This is a genomic window from Pedobacter duraquae (genome assembly GCF_004362245.1).
GTDB classification, from domain to species: Bacteria; Bacteroidota; Bacteroidia; order Sphingobacteriales; family Sphingobacteriaceae; genus Pedobacter; species Pedobacter duraquae.
On the sequence record NZ_SNWM01000001.1, the window covers coordinates 838846 to 857845 of the forward strand.

Annotated in this window: 12 protein-coding genes; 10 read left to right on the forward strand and 2 right to left on the reverse strand. The window is 41.2% G+C overall.

Annotation, left to right across the window (positions count from 1 at the left end):
• Positions 1-34 precede the first annotated feature (34 nt).
• Entirely contained in the window at positions 35-1228 is a 1194-nt protein-coding gene (locus tag CLV32_RS03720) for a DUF1624 domain-containing protein (protein ID WP_133552502.1), read from the reverse strand.
• Between the two features lie 173 nt (positions 1229-1401).
• On the opposite strand from CLV32_RS03720, the gene CLV32_RS03725 reads away from it, so the two are divergent.
• From CLV32_RS03725 to CLV32_RS03765, 9 genes are all read left to right on the forward strand, one after another.
• Entirely contained in the window at positions 1402-1950 is a 549-nt protein-coding gene (locus tag CLV32_RS03725; protein ID WP_133552504.1) for a GNAT family N-acetyltransferase, read from the forward strand.
• 207 nt (positions 1951-2157) lie between these two features.
• The gene (locus CLV32_RS03730; RefSeq protein ID WP_133552506.1) at positions 2158-4053 is read left to right on the forward strand and encodes a 7TM diverse intracellular signaling domain-containing protein; all 1896 of its coding nucleotides are present in this window, start codon (positions 2158-2160) and stop codon (positions 4051-4053) included.
• A gap of 256 nt (positions 4054-4309) precedes the next feature.
• Positions 4310-7396, forward strand: a complete 3087-nt coding sequence (locus CLV32_RS03735) for a SusC/RagA family TonB-linked outer membrane protein (RefSeq protein ID WP_133552508.1) — start codon at positions 4310-4312, stop codon at positions 7394-7396.
• 11 nt (positions 7397-7407) lie between these two features.
• Positions 7408-9282, forward strand: a complete 1875-nt coding sequence (locus tag CLV32_RS03740; protein ID WP_133552510.1) for a RagB/SusD family nutrient uptake outer membrane protein — start codon at positions 7408-7410, stop codon at positions 9280-9282.
• A 211-nt stretch (positions 9283-9493) separates the two neighbouring features.
• Complete coding sequence (locus CLV32_RS03745) at positions 9494-10378, forward strand: polysaccharide lyase (protein ID WP_133552512.1); 885 nt, start codon at positions 9494-9496, stop codon at positions 10376-10378.
• Positions 10379-10511: 133 nt separating this feature from the next.
• Entirely contained in the window at positions 10512-10727 is a 216-nt protein-coding gene (locus tag CLV32_RS03750) for a hypothetical protein (protein WP_133552514.1), read from the forward strand.
• Between the two features lie 190 nt (positions 10728-10917).
• Entirely contained in the window at positions 10918-12471 is a 1554-nt protein-coding gene (locus tag CLV32_RS03755) for a DHA2 family efflux MFS transporter permease subunit (protein WP_133552516.1), read from the forward strand.
• A gap of 134 nt (positions 12472-12605) precedes the next feature.
• Positions 12606-14303 carry an alpha/beta fold hydrolase gene (locus CLV32_RS03760; protein WP_133552518.1) on the forward strand — a complete coding sequence of 566 codons (1698 nt, stop codon included), beginning with the start codon at positions 12606-12608 and terminating at the stop codon, positions 14301-14303.
• A gap of 60 nt (positions 14304-14363) precedes the next feature.
• Positions 14364-15614 (forward strand): alpha/beta hydrolase-fold protein, encoded by a 1251-nt coding sequence (locus tag CLV32_RS03765; protein WP_133552520.1) that lies wholly within the window; start codon positions 14364-14366, stop codon positions 15612-15614.
• Here CLV32_RS03765 and CLV32_RS03770 read toward each other — a convergent pair.
• Complete coding sequence (locus CLV32_RS03770; protein WP_133552523.1) at positions 15556-16119, reverse strand: GNAT family N-acetyltransferase; 564 nt, start codon at positions 16117-16119, stop codon at positions 15556-15558. The genes CLV32_RS03765 and CLV32_RS03770 overlap by 59 nt on opposite strands.
• Positions 16120-16298: 179 nt before the next feature.
• Here CLV32_RS03770 and CLV32_RS03775 point away from each other — a divergent pair, with 179 nt between their 5' ends.
• A complete protein-coding gene (locus CLV32_RS03775) occupies positions 16299-18998 on the forward strand; it encodes a TonB-dependent receptor (RefSeq protein WP_133552525.1) in 2700 nt (899 codons plus the stop codon).
• Positions 18999-19000: the final 2 nt, after the last annotated feature.

Consider the following 19000-nt stretch of genomic DNA (forward strand, 5'->3'; position numbering starts at 1 on the left):
TTTTTATTTAACAGATTTTAACGCAACCGCAAAGCTATAAATAACTTAACCACCACTGCTGATGCGATTTCTTATACTTGCTAAACCATCGGCAGGGAAAATATAAGATCCCGATCACCAACAACCAGATCAGATACACACCCGATAGATTAACGCCAAATTGTTCGGGACGAAACAGCATAATCGAATCCTTCGTCACAATGTCAGAAACACCATATCCCTGAATAAAGAAGAGTACAATATTCAACACCCTGAGCAGGTAAAAATGGAGCACATAATAAAAAAATGGTACACTCCCATAAAGAGCCAGCATACGGGTAAATGCATTTTCAACTTTTTCTACTGCAGATAAGAATATTAACCCCGGACCGATAGTCATGCATAAATACATCAATGACGGCGGGTATTTACTGACGTTAAAAAATGAAATAACCGATAAGGCTGTGGTACTTTGAATTTTCCAGGGTGCAGGGTCCCCATAGATATTAAACGTTCTGAGTAGCAAAAATAATAACGTTAGCGTAATACCTGAAGTCAAAACTATTTGCTTTCGTTTTTTAAGATCAAAAGTTGGTCGGTAAACCTCTCCCAGCACATAACCAAGAAGCATCACTCCTGTCCAAGGAAGAATAGCATAAAGTATAATAAGTGCATGTGTCTTATTCATTTCTATAAAAGCACCAAAGGCTGTAAAAAACAATTTCCAGAGAAATCCACTCACCCCGTTGAGCGGTAAGTTCATGCCAGTAATCAGGTCATGCCCAAAGAATAACAGTATACCTATGCCTGCTATGACAGGCAGGGGCAGCCAAATCAGTAAGGCCAGTAAAATCATACTTACACCGATAACCCAAATCACCTGAAAAATGAGTAAATGATAAAGTGGATCAAGTGTAATAGCAAAAGTAATAAACACAAATTCTACGGCAATCAGCCAAAGTCCACGCTTGAGCAAAAAGATGCTCAACTGTTTTTTAGACCTGCGGACACTGCTTAGATTCACCGATACACCACTCAAGAAAACAAATATAGCAGCACAAAAATGTGTAATCCAACGTGTAAAAAACAGGATTGGTGTTGTTGTAGCCAGATTGGTTGGGTCGGTACCAAACAAATGAAAAAAGTCACGGGTATGATCCAGCGCCATAATGATCATGATCAACCCACGCAGGATATCTATTGATTCGATGCGGAACTTGGTTTCCGGAATCGCTGACGCTGTAAGCATAGAAATGTAATTTTATAATGACTGACCTTACCGAGGCAGAATGCAAACCACTGAAACAATACGGATTACATATTTATAAGCCTTTAGCTAACATACAAATAAATCAATGACCGAACAAAAAACAACTGTACAAATCAGTTCGGATTCATTTTTTTTCTATTTTAGGCCACCCTATGTTAAAGCCGATCCACTTTGAAACAGATAATTTTGTGATCCACCCTTTTGGTGCGGAAGAGTTTGAACGCCTGGATCAATTAGCCGAAGAAATCTTTGCTATCTTATCTGATGAAAAAACACTCACCTTTATTCCAAGCAAGCGGCTTAATAATCTGGAAGAAACCAAAGCTTTCCTCAGAATATCGTTGGTAAATTTTCACACCGGCCGCAATTTCCTCCATTTTATCACAAGCAAACAGGAACATAAAGTAGTCGGAATTATAGATTTGATTTCTCCAGCTGTAGCTAAAGAGCATTATAAAATTGACCGCTACCCCTATTTCATAGAATTCTATTTAAGCAGTTTCGCCAGTGGCTGTTATATTATGACCCAGCTCCTGCCAGTGGTTGTAGAAAGTATTCTCGACCAAGGCATACCAACACTCGCAGCGGTAGTTAACAGGCAGAATACTGCCGCTAAAAAAGTACTGCAAAAAGCGAAGTTTAAACTTAAAAACAGATTCGACATCGTTCAGGATTATTACGAAACACATACGCATAACTAGTCCTCACCGGTAACGCAGACAGGATAGGTTTATGAGGTTTAGTAATACTTCCTTTATCTACAAAGAACATTTTAGCAAAAACCCTACAAAACATTTCAAACGATTGAAATCAGCCTAAACACAATATTCGTTTCCCAAACACTTGATTTTGGTTCCGCAGCATGAAATTATCAGTATACTCATGTTGAATTCTAACCAAATGTATTCATGTCAGAAATTACCGCGGAACGCCCCGCTCACTTTGCAAAAAGATGGGCTACTCTTAAAAGAACAATCTATTTTCTGTTTCCAGCGATATTTCTGCTGAGCCACGCACTAGCACAGGTTCCTGTTTTGATTGCCGACGATGCTTCAAACCATATCTTCACTTTCAACCAACTCGACATACTTGAGGATCCTTCAGGCAATCTGAATATAGGGCAAATACTGACAAAGACTTACCAGGAAAAATTCGTCCCGAATTCAAACAGAATACCAAAAAATGTAAATACAAAATCTGTTTATTGGTATAGGTTTAGGATCGGCCATAACGCATCTTCTTCCAAACGCTGGATCCTGGAGTTTTTTGATCAGTCTATTGCCGACTTACAGCTCTTCGTACCAGACGGATTCAATAGTTATGAAGTCAATAACTTTGGCACAAATTATGGGTTTGGCAAACGCGTATACGAACATAAAAATTTCACCTACGATTTAAACAACAAGTCAGACAAGCTCCTCACCTATTACATTCGGTTAAAATCACCTAATCCCGTCAGCGCAATCGTTGTACTTCGCGATCTGCGTTGGTTTCTGGGGTATGCACTGAGTGAATATTTTATTTTCGGCCTTTTTTATGGGATGATCCTCGTATTTTGCCTGTACAATCTCCTCATGTACTTTGCGATAAAAGGGAAACAATACCTTTTTTATGTACTTTACAACCTCAGTATAGGTCTTTATGAGATGTGCAATGATGGAATTGCGTTCCAATACTTATGGCCCTCCTACCCGCAATTAAATTCATACGGTTTCGGTATCGCCCTCTTTCTCAGCAGCATCTTTGGCATACTGTTTACCGTTAATTTCCTTTACTTGAAATTTAAAGCACCGAAGTTTTACAAGGCTATGCTCCTCATGGTAGTGCTAAGATCGATTTTCTTTATCGCCTGCTTTTTTGACACCACGCTTTTTGACCTGAAGGTGATCGAATTTTTTCCACTGTTGCTCGTTTTCGCCGCAGCAATTTATGTATACAGAAAAGGTTATAAACCTGCTGGTTTTCTTGTACTTGGTTACGGTTTTTTAGTAGCAGGGTTCACGATTAAAATCCTGCTGCAATTGCAATGGATTCCTTATGGAGTACTAAACTATTACAGTCTAAGCATGTGTTTTCTTGTCGAAATGGTCGTGGTCTCATTTGCTATCGGTAATAGCATCAGATCGCTCAGGAAAAAGAAAAACAGAGCACAAAAAAGAATCATCCAGCAACTTCAGATTAATGAACAGCTAAATCAGCAACTCAATGCAGAGCTTACAGAACTCGTTGAGCAACGAACAGTTGAGATCAGAGCCAAAGCGGCAATTATTGAAAAGCAAAATCTGGATATCTCCATCATGAACTCCATGCTCAAAAAAGATAATAAGGAGTTAAATTTAAACATTGAACGTGTTACAAAGGCGAGAATGACCTCCAAGATCGTCGATTTCGAAGAATTCAGCAGGGTTTATCCAGACAAGGAGCATTGCCTCAAATATCTGTCTGACCTGAAGTGGAATAAAGGATATGCCTGCAAAAAATGTACAAATACGCATTATTTATCCGGACAAACACTCTATGGCAGAAGATGTACCAAATGCGGATACGATGAATCCGTTATAGCCAACACCGTTTTTCAAAATAGCAGAATTCCGATCAACAAAGCGCTTTATATGCTTTTTCTGGTCTACAACTCTAAAGGAACAATTTCGTCTTACAAACTCTCCCAGATCCTGACCATCAGACAAAGTACCTGCTGGACCTATAATTCAAAAATGCAGAAGCTGTATCATGAGCGAAAAGATGAACTGCTCAAAGCAGGTGAAGAGGGCTGGAGCAAAATGGCACTGGGCAATCCGTTTTGATGCGCCAGTAAATCATAACGGTAGCTGGACATCAGATTTTTTAAAAAAAATCAATGCTTACGAAGCGTATTAGTCAATAAAACTGAAAGCCCCCTTAAACATTTTCAAGGCCTGTTTTCCATTTTACCTAATGCGTATGAAACGTATTACTATTTAACACAACTAACTATATACTAGATATTTACAAATAAATTTGCTTGCATTTTGGTGATAATAAGGATAGGTTTGTGCTTAACCATTATAAACCAGATTGAACATGAGAAGAAAATTTACCCTACTTATTACTTTGGTTTGCCTTGCCTTTAACTTTTGCTTTGCGCAAAACATAAATGTCAGGGGAACCATTAAAGACAAAAACGGAACAGCCATACCAGGGATTTCTGTTAAGGTTAAAAACACCCGTACCGCTGTCTCATCAGGGCCAGACGGAAGTTTTTCCATTACTGCCCCCTCAAATGGAACACTTGTATTTTCAGCAGTTGGCTTTTCAACCCAGGAGGTCGCTTTAAATCAGCGTACAAACATTACCATTACCCTATTGGAAGAAGTACAGGCGATGAACGAAGTAGTCGTGATCGGCTATGGAACATCTACCAAAAGAGACGCTACAGGTGCAATCTCGAGCGTTAAGGCCACACAACTTGAAAATGAAAATCCACAGAGCATCGCTGATGTCCTTAAAGGAAACATTCCAGGCCTATCAGTAGGGCTCAGCTCTAGTGCCAAAGGTGGTGGCGATTTATTGGTTAGGGGGAAATCTACCTTAAGTGCCGGTACCTCGCCATTGATCGTCCTGGATGGTATCATCTACAACGGACAACTGGCAGATATCAACCCCAATGATATCGATGCCATCGATGTATTGAAAGATGCCAGTTCACTCGCTGTTTACGGTGCAAAAGCCGCAACAGGAGTTATTGCTATAACGACCAAAAGAGGAAAAGGTGATGCTCCAACGATTACCTTCAATACCAATATAGGTCTGGCGCAATTGGCAAAAAATATGAGGCCTTACGATGGTGAAGGCTTTCTGGCCTGGCGTGGCGATGTACTACGAAGTGGTGCGACAACCCCTGAATACCTTTATAACGACCCAAGAAACCTGCCTGCAGGAGTCTCCATTACACAGTGGCTCAATGGTCAGAGTGGGGATCCGGTAGACCTGTGGTTAAACAGATTAGGCCTGGTAGCCAATGAAAAAGTCAACTACCTAGCCGGAAAAACAACAAACTGGTATGATGATATCTTCAGAACTGGCTTCAGACAAGATCATACATTAAGTCTTGGTGGCAAAAAGCAAGAGATCACCTATTACATGTCCCTAAATTACCAGAAAAACCAGAACGTTATTGAAGGCGGTGATTATACTGCTGTTAGGGGAAGGATTAATCTTGAGGGTGAGGCAGGAAAGTTTCTTACCCTGGGCGCCAACGTTCAGTTTGCTGATCGTGACGAAGCCAGAACAGGAGATGGATCTACTGAGGCCGACTGGAATCAGTTAACCAGCTTATCTCCTTACGGCGATAAGTATGAAGCTAACGGTCAATTGAGAAGAATCCCTACAGATGACAGCGGACTGAATGCGAGAAATCCATTTTTAAGTATGACCTACAACGGTCGGATGAATAAGCAAAATACCATTTTTGCCAGTCTATATGGAAAAGTAAAATTACCCTTTGGAATTACTTATCAACTGAACTTTAGTCCTGGATTAGACTTCTACAGGACTTTCGATTGGAAGAACTCCAAAAACCCTGATGTGGTAACCCCTGGAGGTTCTGCAACCCGTGCCACAGAAACCCGATACAACTGGCAGGTAGATAACCTGATCAAGTGGAATAAAACGTTTGCAAATATCCATGCGATAGACGTTACCCTCCTTGCTAATGCTGAGAAATACCAAACCTGGTGGACACAAGCTGGTAATGAAGGATTCGTACCCGGAGATGTATTGGGATATCATAACCTTTCCAGCGGCATTAAACCAACAACGAATAGTGAAGATAAGGTCTACACAGGTGATGCGCTGATGGCAAGATTAAACTACAGCCTGTTATCAAGATACATTCTGACACTTTCGCTACGTAGAGATGGATATTCCGTGTTCGGCGTAAACTTTAAACGGGCAACATTCCCGGCCGCTGCCCTTGCATGGATCTTTACAGATGAATCATTCATGAAATCCCAAACCTGGTTAAACTATGGAAAACTGAGGGTTTCTTATGGGGTAAACGGAAACCGCGATTTGCGCAATCCTGACAACGGTACAGTAGATCCTTATGCTGCATTGGCACAATTGGCAAGTGGCAAATACCAGACTGTCAATTCAAGCGGAAGCGCGTCTGACGTAAATACCGTTCAGATCGGATCAAAAATGGCAAACTCTGACCTAAAATGGGAAGAAACTACCGCCATGAATATTGGTCTTGATTTTTCTATTTTCAACGACAGAATCAGCGGCTCAATTGAGGCTTACAACAAGAAAACCAGTGATTTGCTTGTTAGGCAGACCTTACCCAATGTGAGTGGTTATGCTAACGTATATTCTAACCTTGCCCGTATCAACAATAAAGGTGGCGAATTCAGTCTGACTACAAAAAACCTGGTGTCTGGCAATATCAAGTGGAATACCAACTTCAACTTCTCCTTAAACAGGAATAAGATCGTTGCCCTTGCGTTGCCAACAGACGACCCTGGTAACGGTTGGTTTATTGGTAAAGACATTGACGTAATTTGGGATTATAATATCCAGGGCGTTTGGCAGGAAAACGAAATGACCGAAGCAGCAAAGTTTACCAAAGCAGCTATTAAGCCAGGTGATTTTAAACTGGAGGACATCAATGGCGATTATGCCTACTCTGACGCCGATAAAAAATTCCTGGGTTATAAAACTCCGCGATATTTTCTGGCGATGCGCAATGAGTTTAACATCTTCAAGAACTTCGACTTCTCTTTCCAATTATTGGCGAACTGGGGACAGTTAAAGCAATACAATTCTGCTAAAAATCAACCTGGAAGTGTTGGCTTCGCCCGCTCATCTTCTTATGTGCTTCCATATTGGACACCAAGTAACCCGATTAACGATTACGCGAGACTAAATTCAGGATCCAGTGGAACAAGCTATAATGTATACTGGGACAACTCATTTATTAGATTAAATACCGTTGCCCTATCCTACACACTTCCTTCCAACCTAATGACCAAACTGCGTGTAAAAAGTGCTAAAATTTATGCAAACGTAAATAATGCCGGTTATTACGCGCCTAAATGGACCTATTGGGATCCACAAAATAATGGACCTACACCTAGATATTACACTTTGGGCCTAAACATCAACTTATAAGTCAAAAGAAAATGAAAAAGCTAAATCAAAATATAATCGTATTGCTTGCATTCCTCTCCCTGGTTTCGGCCGCAGGATGTAAGAAAAGCTACCTGGATTCTGAACAGCTTTCCAGCTATGCACCAGAAAACCTAAACAACCTTGTGGCTATGAAAGCCGCGTTGAATGGACTTGGCTTGGCCACAAGAAGGGAATTCTTTGGCGACTCAGCACCTCTGCTAACGGAATCAATATTTTCCGACGTCGCCGTAGATGGTACCACTGATAAAAATACGCCGGCACAGGACCTTATTTCCAGAATCACGCCTGACGCAAATTTAAATAGCGACGATTTCAATAAAATCGGTTGGTATTGGGACAATGAATTTGTTGCCGTAAGACAGGCAAATACAATCATCACAAATATCGACAGACCGACCTATGCCTCAGAATCTGAAAAAAATCAAATCCTCGGGGCAGCCTATTTTTTCAGAGCTTATAATTATTACCGACTGGTTCATCAATTTGGCGACGTTCCACTCCTGCTAAAAGACCTGGAAAATCCGAAAGCCGATTTCTACTCCACCAAAAGAGAGGTCATTCTCGCAAAAATGAAATCAGACCTTGAATTTGCACAAACCTGGGTTTTAGATGGCGGAAATAAAGGCGAAGTAACTAAAGGTGCCGTAAGTCACCTGTTAACAAAAGTCAACTTAGCACTCGGTAAATTTGATGACGCTATTGCATCAGCAACCAATGTAATTGGCAGTGGAAAGTATGGTATGATGACAGCCCGTTTTGGTAGTACTGCTACGGATCTTACAAAGAATGTGGTTTGGGATTTACATCGGATGGACAATAAATCCATTGCATCAAACCGCGAAGCCTTGTTTCTGGTGATAGATAGAGAAGCCTTCGCCGGATTTACCGCTCTTGGGTCTCAGCTCATGAGAAATACTGTTCCTGCCTGGCATTTCGCCAATGTGAAAACGCCATCTGGTGCAACTGCAATCGTTGATGCCGTAACAGCGGAAATTCCACTTACCAGAATGTATGGAAGAGGCATTGGCCGCTACCGCGGAACACCGTACAGTACTAAATACATCTGGACAGATAATACGGATTACCGCCATGCAAAAGGTATGTGGATGGAAATGACTGACCTGGTATACAATAACCCTGCATTAAAAACATCAACCAATGCCGCCGATCGTGCTCTATACGGTCAGCCACTTCAGGAATACTCATCTGCTAACATCAAACAACGATTTACAAATGGTGCTTTAGATACTATCAGACATTGGTTTGGATGGCCGCACTACAAAGTGTTTATCAACTCTACAAATGCGCTGGCGAACGACCCGTATTGGACGCCGCCACGCGGTACCAATACCGATTGGTACGTTTTCAGATTGGCTGAAACTTATTTATTAAGGGCCGAAGCATATTACTGGAAGGGTGACCTGGCACTCGCTATGGCCGACATCAATGTAGTTAGAAGTCGTGCAAATGCTACCTTGCTCACAAACGCAAGTCAGATTACCATCGGTACGATCCTCGATGAAAGAGCCCGCGAGCTGTATTGGGAAGAACCACGTAAAACTGAGCTAGCCCGCATAGCCTACATCTTCGCGCAAACAGGAAAACCAGCATACAATGGCAAGACCTATACCGTTGCTGCCTTCTCAGATAATAATTTTATGTACGACAGAATTATAGAAAAAAATGATTTCTATAAAAATCAAGTACCAACCTTACAAGGTGTAAACTATAAAATCGCTCCTTACCATGTATTATGGCCTGTTCCAGCAAGCGCCCAAAGATTTAATACAGAAGGGCGAATCAATCAGAATAAAGGCTATGCTGGTTACGAACTCAACGTACCCGCTCTCGACAAATTGCCTTAGTTTTTATACGCCTCGGTTTTTAAAGCAGTCCCTTTTACAGGGACTGCTTATTCAGCAACAATACTTTGCCGCTTTTAACACTCAATTAACACATCTATTATCTTAAAAAATTCCAGCAACCAGAAATTTAACCGTCGTTTTGCAGCATCGTGTCCAGGACATCAACTGCGCAGTATTAGCTAACCAAATATTAAATTAAACCGAAATTAAAATGAGCAAAAAAACTAAATCATCCAGATTAGCAGGCATAGCTTTGTTAATTTTTTCATTTGCAATTGCTGGCTGTTCTAAAGATGCCGCAGAATCAAATCAGGTTCCCACACCTACCGAAAAGCGACCAGGAAATGAAAGTATGGCTGTTGCTGCAGCACAAGCATACCCAAGTAATATCAATACGCAGTTTAATCATCCCGACGGATCCTTCTCCTATAGTGAGGCAAGCGGCGATTTCGGCGGTGCCTCATTGACCGGCTGGAATGAAGACCGCGCTTACATTTCTAGTGGATGGGCCCGGGCAACGCTGGCGCCAAACTCCGTTTCTAACGGATTGATTGCTGGGGCCGACATCTCTGATGGGTCTGCCTACGAAGCAACATTCAAAGTACGTTTTCATAGCCAGTTTGACTGGAGCAGAGGTGGTAAAGTAGGCTTTGGCTTCCTCATTGGTGAAGGTAATACTGGCTGCGACATTGCGACAGACGGAAATGGTGGCAGTCTGCGACTGATGTGGTACAACTCTGGTTCCAGAGTATACTTCCAGCCTTATGTATACCATAGAGATATGGCCGGCCCTTGCGGAGATACCTTCGGAAAAACGTATCCTACATCCGGCAGCCTGGTTAAAGGAAATACCTATACCGTGCATCTATACGTAAAAAGTAACACAGGATCCAGCAAAAATGGCTGGGTACAAGTGCTCATCAACGGTACAACGGTATTGGATCAGTCGATCCGTTGGACAACAAACGATGCACAAAGGCTCATCAACAGGTTATCCTTCCACAATTTCAGAGGCGGAAAAGATGTTGCCGTTTGGGGCTCAAGCCAAACCAGTTACATCTATTTCGACGACCTGATCGTTAATAAAATTCAATAATTTTCATTGTTAAGGAGCGAGCGCCCGTTCGCTTCTTAACAATACCTGTGATTTGTCCACCTATTCATGTTATTTGAGTACTTCAGGCACGCCTTCAACTACTAATTTTGCTGGCAAACTAATACCAATCATCATGGATGTATTCATATTTAAGACTACTATTGGTCAGCAAGGCGATGTTAACGTGATCAGCCGTTTTTTTATATCAGAGCCTTACATTCTCGATTGGAATGTCGATGTAGAAGATGTAGACAACATTTTACGTATAGAATCAGAAAATCTCAGTCCCGAAAGTATCGAACAACTGGTTAAAAAAGCGGGTTACGACTGTTTGCACCTGGAATACTGATCAAATTACTGTCACGATTCAATTTCTTTTCCAAGAATTGAAAAATATACCAAATGGTATTTTTACATTTGCTGCCACAAACGGATTGTTGTACTAATAATTACAAATTTCTTTGTACGCTTCCATGCCTTTTAATGGCATTTTTTTTAACCATAAATATACCGAACGGTATATTAAAGTAATACAAACTATGTCACCACTTAGACGACAATTACTCATTCTTACCGTATTACTGGCAGCGGTAATGGAACTTATAGATATTTCTATTGTGAATGTTGCCCTGTCTCATATGAGTGGGAACCTTGGTGCAACGCTGGAGGATACCTCCTGGGTCATCACCGCATATGCGATCGCTAATGTGATTATCATTCCGATGACTGGTTTTCTAACTGCTCAACTTGGACGCAGAAACTACTATATCGGCTCAATTATACTTTTTACTTTTTGTTCTTTCATGTGTGGGCAGGCAGAAAACATCTGGGTGCTCGTGCTTTTCCGTTTCCTTCAGGGAATAGGCGGTGGCGCATTGATTTCTGTTTCACAAGCCGTAATATTTGAGAACTTCCCAAAGGAAAAACATGGTACCGCAGCCGCTTTATTTGGAATCGGCGTATTTATCGGCCCAACTATTGGCCCGACCCTCGGCGGATACATTACTGAAAATTTTTCCTGGCCATGGATTTTTTACATCAATGTTCCCATCGGTATTGCTGCTGCCATTTCATGCTATTTCCTGCTGACTGAGCCTGCAGAAAAACCAATGCTTAGAAAAATTGATTGGACGGGCATAGGTTTACTGGCAATAGGAGTTGGCACACTCCAGACAGTTCTGGAACGTGGCGAAACTGAAGATTGGTTTGCTGCACCCTACATTATTTGTTTTACAGTGATTTCAGTTTTATCGTTGGTAGCCTTCGTAATCTGGGAATTGAGGGTCGAATTTCCAGTTGTAAACCTCAGGGTCCTCAAAAGTAGAACACTAAGTATCGCTGCTGTGCTCACCTTTATCACCGGTATAGGCATGTTCACTTCAGTATACATCACCCCAGTGCTGGCACAGCGCCTACTTGGATTTACACCCACACAATCAGGTGAGCTGCTACTGCCTGGTGCCATCATTGCTATCTTTGTGTTGATTTTATGTGGCAGGCTGATGCAACGTGGTGTGCCCACAGTCGTACTGGTAGGCACCGGACTGCTTAGCTTTGCTTATTTCAACTGGAGAATGACAGGCATTACATTGGACACTTCGGCTACCGAGATCACAGTCTGCCTGATCTTCAGAGCAATAGGCATGGCTTTTCTTACAGTTCCACTCACAGCACTTGCCGTTTCGTCACTCGAACCTGCTCATATTCCACAAGGTGCAGCCTTAAATAATATGATGCGACAGCTAGGCGGGTCTTTTGGGATTTCAATTATCAATACCTATTCATTCAGGATGACCGCACAGCACCGCAGCGATCTGCTAACACACATTACCCCTACCAATCCGGCCTTCATCAGCCGTTTGGATTCCTACACAAAATACTTTCAACAGAAAGGTTCAGGCTACCTTGATGCCAGACAAAGAGCGATGAGCTTAATCGATCTTGCGGTAATCAAACAATCTACCCTGATGAGCTATATCGATTCTTTTAGTCTCATTGGATCTATGTTTATTGTCGTCCTGCCTTTATTGATATTCGTATTTAAAAAGCGTTCAGACAAACCGCGCGAGCAAGTGATTATTTCCGATCATTAATTAGGATCAATCCCCAACTTAAGCGTCATGTTGGCCTTTTTTGGACAGACTTTAACATTCTTTAACTTCTGAGCGTTCGAGCTATAACATGTATATCCTTAGTTTAGCGGTGATTCAAAAACCATAACAACTACATGAAATTTAAACTTGCTTTCCTCATCATAGTATGTGTTTCCAGCCAAATCGCCTTCGCCCAAACGCTAACTGTAGCCGGTGTTGTCAATGATGCGAAAACGAATCAGCCAGTCCCCTTTGCTACGTTAGGAATAAAGGGCAAAGGCATTGGTACGGTAGCAAACGAAAATGGAATTTTCAGCTTTAAGATTGACCCATCGGCTATCAGTGCCGATGAACAACTCGTTATTTCCAGCATAGGGTATAAACCTGGCAACATTTCAGTCGAAAAACTCAAACAAGGTAAACAAACCATTAACCTGACCCCGCTGGATGCACTCTTACAAACTGTAACAGTTAAGCCCGAAAAATACAAAACAAAAGTTTTTGGCAGAACCGGCGCCAATACCATCATGACGGCTAATATGTTTACTGAGTCAAATCTGATCAGCGATAACCTTGGTAGGGAACAAGCGTCTATCTTCTCCATCGATAAACACAGTTTTATCAAGGATTTCAATATGTGGGTAACCTTCAACCGTTTTGAAAGCGTGAAATTCAGACTCAATTTTTATAGCGTTAAAAACGGCCTTCCAGATCAGCTGATTGTTGATAAGGACATTCTTTTTGACGTTACGAAAAAATTAGGGTGGGTTAAGGTTGATCTAACCAGCTACAATATTTATCTGGAAGGATATAAAGAGATTGCCGTGGCCATTCAATGGATAAAAAGCGTAAAGACAGATACTGCAGCGCGCTCGGCCTTTGGTGTATCTGTTTTCCCGACACCCTTCCACTCGGTCTTTTTCAGAAAAAAAAGTCAGGCAAACTGGGAAAAGATCTCACCAGCGCATGTCGCATTTAACATCACTGCGAATAGCTATAAACCGAATAAAGAAAAAGAAGAGGACGCAGCAATTGAAGAAAAAGAAAGCATAACTGATAGTCTTAAAGAGATGCTCGCTTACAGCAAGTATGCAGCGGAAGCTGCTGCATCCGGCTACGGCAACAGCAGCAAAACTGGAAAATACCTGCATTTACCCGACGGCGAACTCTATTATGAAACTTATGGCTCAGGTACTCCACTCCTTTTATTACATGGAAACGGATCTTCACTAGCTGCCTTTTACCAGCAAATTCCCGTATTGGCCAAGTCATACCAGGTGATTGCTGTTGATACACGTGCGCAAGGAAAGAGTACAGACAAAACCAGCGCCCCCTTCACCTATGAAAAGTTCGCGGCAGATATGAAAATACTGCTGGATGAGCTGCAGATCAAAAAAACAGCGCTTCTGGGCTGGAGTGATGGCGGCAACACCGCGTTAATCATGGCTTCAAAATATCCGGAACTAGTTAGTAAAGTAGTAACTGTTGGTGCCGTACGCTCCCCAGATGGCGTCGAAACTAAATTATTAAACAAATTTCAGGCTGATTTTGAGCGTGAGAAAACAAAGACTGAACCCAATAACAACGGTCAGCGTTTGCTCAAATTACTCCTCACAGAACCGCACATCACCGAAAGTGATTTAAAGCAGATTACAGTGCCTGTGCTGGTTATAGCAGGTGAAAAAGATATTGTCAAGCCAGCGCATACCCAACAAATTGCCAATCAGATTAAAAATGGCAAATTGTTGGTTGTTAAAGATGCCGGCCACTATGTACCTCAGGAAAAGCCAGTACTATTTAACAAGGCAGTACTAGACTTTCTACACCAATAATTTTCCAATTAAGATGCAACTTAATAGAAAAAGATCTGTCTATTTACAAAAAAAACCTAAATGCGTCAGCTCAACATTGTAAACAGATCCAGAAATTGGAATTTTTTTCTCCTCTCAATTACCCTACTTTTGATGTCTTTTTGTGCAAGCGCACAGGAAAACAGTCCTTTTAACACAGGCTTTGAGGAAACGATTCCCTCGAAGGTACTTGCTAAAAACCGGAAAGTCTGGATCCATATTCCAATCAGTAACGGTGGAAATAAAATTAAAGACAGAGGCCGTTATCCGGTAATTTATCTGTTGGACGGAAGTGAAAATTTCAATACTGTTGTGAGCATTACAGAACACATGGCCGAATCAAGCCTCTGTCCGCCAACAATTGTAGTCGGGATAGTTCAGGAAAACAGACTGGCAGAATTAACAACTGGCGCAGATAAAGAATTTCCCGGCCAGGTTGGCATGGGCAATGAGTTCATGTCTTTTATAGAGAAAGATCTTATTCCCTACATCAATACGAATTACCCTACTACCAGTTATAAAACGCTCATTGGTCACTCCGTAGGAGGCCTCACGGTTATCAATACATTCCTGCACAAACCCGAATTATTTAATGCATACGTTTCCCTTGACGGTGCCTTATGGTGGGATAATCAAAAAGTCGTAAAAGAAGCGCGCCTGATTTTACCTAATCATAATTACAAGGGTAAATCATTATTTATGGCCATGGCCAACCGACTGGAAAGGGGTGTTGATACTTTGAGCGTATTAAAAGACACCAGTAGTTCAACATCACTCATCCGTAGCAATCTAGCATTTATCAAAACACTGTCCAAAAATAACAAGAGCAGTCTACATTTCAAATCCAGGTTTTATAAAGATGATAATCATCCCTCGGTAAGGCTGATTGGCGAATACGATGCGCTTCGGTTTGTGTTTGACTTCTACAAACTCAAAGTCTACGATAGTGAACTGACAAACAAAGACTTCAAGTTGGACGCACTGCTGACTTCACACTTCAACAATGTTTCTGAGAAAATGGGCTATCTGATTAAGCCCGACGAAAGTTTAGTCAACAATTTCGGTTATCAAATGATTGCTACAAAACAATTCAAGAAAGCAGAGACCTTGTTCAAGCTTAATGTAGTCAACTATCCCGAAAGCGCAAACTGCTATGATTCCTTAGGAGATTTCTATCTGGCAACCGACAATAAAACCGAGGCTATCAAAAGTTTCGAAAAAGCACTATCGCTGACTACCATCCCTGAAACCAAAGAAAAACTGGACAGGCTGTTAAAAGAGCGACAAAAATAAATGCACGATCAGCTTTGTACGCAAGCAAGTAAATGTATTCTTCTATTTCCATCTGTCTTGCAGATGCAAAACCCCGGTCAGTACCTATTTTTTTAAAGCCACATCGCTCCAGCACTTTTTGTGATCCGATATTATCAAAGGCAGTCCGACCATAAATTGGTCTTGTAGCTTCAAGGATAAGGAACAATTCGAGGGCCTTGCTTCCCACCCCCATTCCCCAATACTTCCTATCTATCCAATACGTTATTTCTGCATTTCCCTCTGTTTCATATTTCGCTATACTTCCGACTATCGTCTCTCCTATCATTATGGTTTTCATAAATATTGAAGGATCAGAAAGGAATTTTGTGTATTTATCAATGTATGCTGCTTTATCGGAAGCATTCTTAGGCATAAAAGCAGCCAGATATTGTCCTTCACCATCGAGCTGGAACTCGAACAGCGTAGCCAAATCAGCTACACAAGTTGTCCTGATCGTAATTTCGTGAACACTATTTGCTTCCATTCAGATTTATATATGCCTGGTTTTTCAGAACCAATTTAGCAATTATTAAAATCATTTCATCTTAATTTGAAACAGTATCAATTCTGCTACAAATCAACCAACTGATTAGAATTAGTCTAAATAACTTGCGATAATGTTCAAAATTTAACACCTTTGACGCCGTTAAGAATAATTCTAAATTGAGATACTTTTTACTTACTTCCTTCCTTTTACTTTCTTTTTCTCTTGTTCGAGGGCAGACAATACTTAAAGGTACTGTTTACGATGAGCACTCAAAACCGATTGAATATGCAACGGTAACGTTAAAAAACATTGACGCCATTACCTTCACAGACAGTGCTGGTAGATTCAGTTTCAAGGTGGGCAAAAAATTGGCTTTACCAACCTACGACCTGCGAATTGCTGTGGTAGGAAAACGGACTATTGAACGACCAATTAGCCTTAAAACACTTACTGAAGGGGCTATCTTTAACATGGTCGACCTCAGCCTAACCCTCAACGAAATAGAAATCAACCAGGTTAGGCGATCACAAAACTCTAATTCTTCAATCATCTTTGACCGCCAGGCATTAGAACAAACTCAGGCTTTTAGTCTTGGCGATGTTCTAAATAACCTTCCGGGCAAAAAATTCGCACCCCCTGCTTTACAAAATGTACAGAACATTACGCTGCGTTCTGAAGCAGATGGCCTGCAATCAATGAACAATTCTTTTGGCGTCGCCATTATCATTGACGACATACAACAATCCAACAATGCCAATATGCAAAACAGGAGTGTTGGAAAATGGGGCGTCAATTCGTCCGCAATATCAGCTACCACCTACGGCCGCTTTGATGTGCCATTTTCTGGTTTAGACATTCGGGAGATACCAGTAGACAATATCGAAAGTGTGGAGGTTATCACTGGTGTGGCTCCGGCAAAATATGGCGACCTCACTTCAGGAGCAGTCATCGTGAACAGACAGGCCGGAAAAACTCCTTATCAGTTTTCAACCAGGATCAATGGCGCATCCACCAATTTCTCACTTTCCAAAGGCTACATCCTTGATAAAAAATGGGGTGCAATCAATTATGGGCTGAATTATTTGTACGCCAACCCAGATCCTAGTGATAAGGTAAAGATTTATGAACGCGTTAGTGCTAACCTGATGTGGACGAGCTATTTATTCAAGAACTTTAAAAATACGATTTCGTTGGATTATGGTACACGTACAGATGATGTGCGAATTGATCCAGATGACGACCAGGCCATAAGAACATTTGCAAAAAGCAGAAACCTCAGTGTTAGTAATAGAAGTTCTTTAACGGTCGAAAGTAATCTGCTAAAGCGCATAGATTTTAGTCTTAGCTACTCGAATAATTACAGCGAGACCTATAACCAGCGGTTTTTTAACGGTGAAGTAAAAGGAATGGCTGATAAGGATACTGACAATGAAATTTATCAGGGATATTATATTCCTGGCACCTATCTCTCTGTAGAGCACATCAAGGGTAACCCTGTCAATATGAATGGTAACCTAAGCTTGTCCAATGATGTTTATACCGGCAAGATTTTACATAAACTTAGCCTGGGTACAAATTTGTATTATGCTCAAAATCACGGTCAGGGCGTAATTGTTGATCCGACAAAACCACGCTGGGCAAATCAAAATTATCAAAATGAAAGACCCTATAGCTATGAAAGCTTACCGGATATTTTGAACTATGGTATCTATCTGCAAGATAATTTCAAAGTCAATCTTTTTAAAAAGCCACTAACGTTCAATCCCGGTGTTCGTTACGATGTACAGAATGCCAAAGGCTATGTTCAGCCCAGAGTAAATATGTCCTATGCGCTTAACGACAATATCAACTTCAACGCAGCATATGGACTTTCTGTTAAAGGACCATCGTTGGCACACCGGTATCCGGCGCCCAGTTACGTCGATTTGGTACTGTTAAATAACTTCACCGGATATGTAAATGAAAGTGTTTTCCTGGTTTACACCGATAAAATTGTTGCTGATAATTCCAAATTGAAATCCAGCAAATCTAACCAGCTGGAGCTTGGGTTAAATTATAAGAAAGACAACTTTACAACATCGTTGTTTGGTTACTACAAACGTGATTTAGATGGCTTCAGCAATTTGACAAGCTATAATACCTACACCCTCCCTGAGTTTGATTACACCTATGTTAAGGGTGGACCTCCAATAGTTACCCCAAATGGCAAATACAGAAATCGGTATGTGGCTGTCAATAACGTAGCAAACGATCTGAACTCTAAAAATTACGGTCTCGAATGGAGTATTTCCGTTCCAAAGATCAGGGCTATAGAAACGTCCATTAACCTGAACAATTCCTTTAGTTACAGTGATTTCAAAAACGCGACTGAACGTGTGCTCCCTGCAGAGCAGGTTTATATAGACCTTGGCAGAAAAGCATGGTTTGGTGTTTATCCACCAACTGCATATACCAATTGGAACTTAATGACAAAAATCAGTACAACAACGCATATACCTAAACTTGGATTCGTGGTCAATTTCCTGGCTGATGTTACCTGGCAAACGGAAACTAAAACACAGCTGACCAATGTAATACCTACTGCTTATTTAGATGAAAAGCTTACGCGTTATGAAATTCCAGTTTTTGACGCAACTAATCCCGACTATGGATTCCTGAAAATGAGCAGCGATGCCAATACCAAAACAAGTTTGCCTTTTCCTGTTGCAAACCTCTCGGTCAGAATTTCGAAAGAAATCAGACAAAAGATCCGGTTCTCAGTAAACGCCTATAACTTTTTAAATATAAAAACCCAATACCTGAACCCCAATACGGGCTCGAAAATTACCTACTCTACACCCACAAGCGTAGGGGCAGAATTATCAATTAAATTTTAATC

Coding starts and splice junctions, on each gene's coding strand:
- CLV32_RS03720 (WP_133552502.1), bottom strand. CDS start 1,228: ATGCTTACAGCGTCAGCGATTCCGGAAACCAAGTTCCGCATCGAATCA.
- CLV32_RS03725 (WP_133552504.1), top strand. CDS start 1,402: ATGTTAAAGCCGATCCACTTTGAAACAGATAATTTTGTGATCCACCCT.
- CLV32_RS03730 (WP_133552506.1), top strand. CDS start 2,158: ATGTCAGAAATTACCGCGGAACGCCCCGCTCACTTTGCAAAAAGATGG.
- CLV32_RS03735 (WP_133552508.1), top strand. CDS start 4,310: ATGAGAAGAAAATTTACCCTACTTATTACTTTGGTTTGCCTTGCCTTT.
- CLV32_RS03740 (WP_133552510.1), top strand. CDS start 7,408: ATGAAAAAGCTAAATCAAAATATAATCGTATTGCTTGCATTCCTCTCC.
- CLV32_RS03745 (WP_133552512.1), top strand. CDS start 9,494: ATGAGCAAAAAAACTAAATCATCCAGATTAGCAGGCATAGCTTTGTTA.
- CLV32_RS03750 (WP_133552514.1), top strand. CDS start 10,512: ATGGATGTATTCATATTTAAGACTACTATTGGTCAGCAAGGCGATGTT.
- CLV32_RS03755 (WP_133552516.1), top strand. CDS start 10,918: ATGTCACCACTTAGACGACAATTACTCATTCTTACCGTATTACTGGCA.
- CLV32_RS03760 (WP_133552518.1), top strand. CDS start 12,606: ATGAAATTTAAACTTGCTTTCCTCATCATAGTATGTGTTTCCAGCCAA.
- CLV32_RS03765 (WP_133552520.1), top strand. CDS start 14,364: ATGCGTCAGCTCAACATTGTAAACAGATCCAGAAATTGGAATTTTTTT.
- CLV32_RS03770 (WP_133552523.1), bottom strand. CDS start 16,119: ATGGAAGCAAATAGTGTTCACGAAATTACGATCAGGACAACTTGTGTA.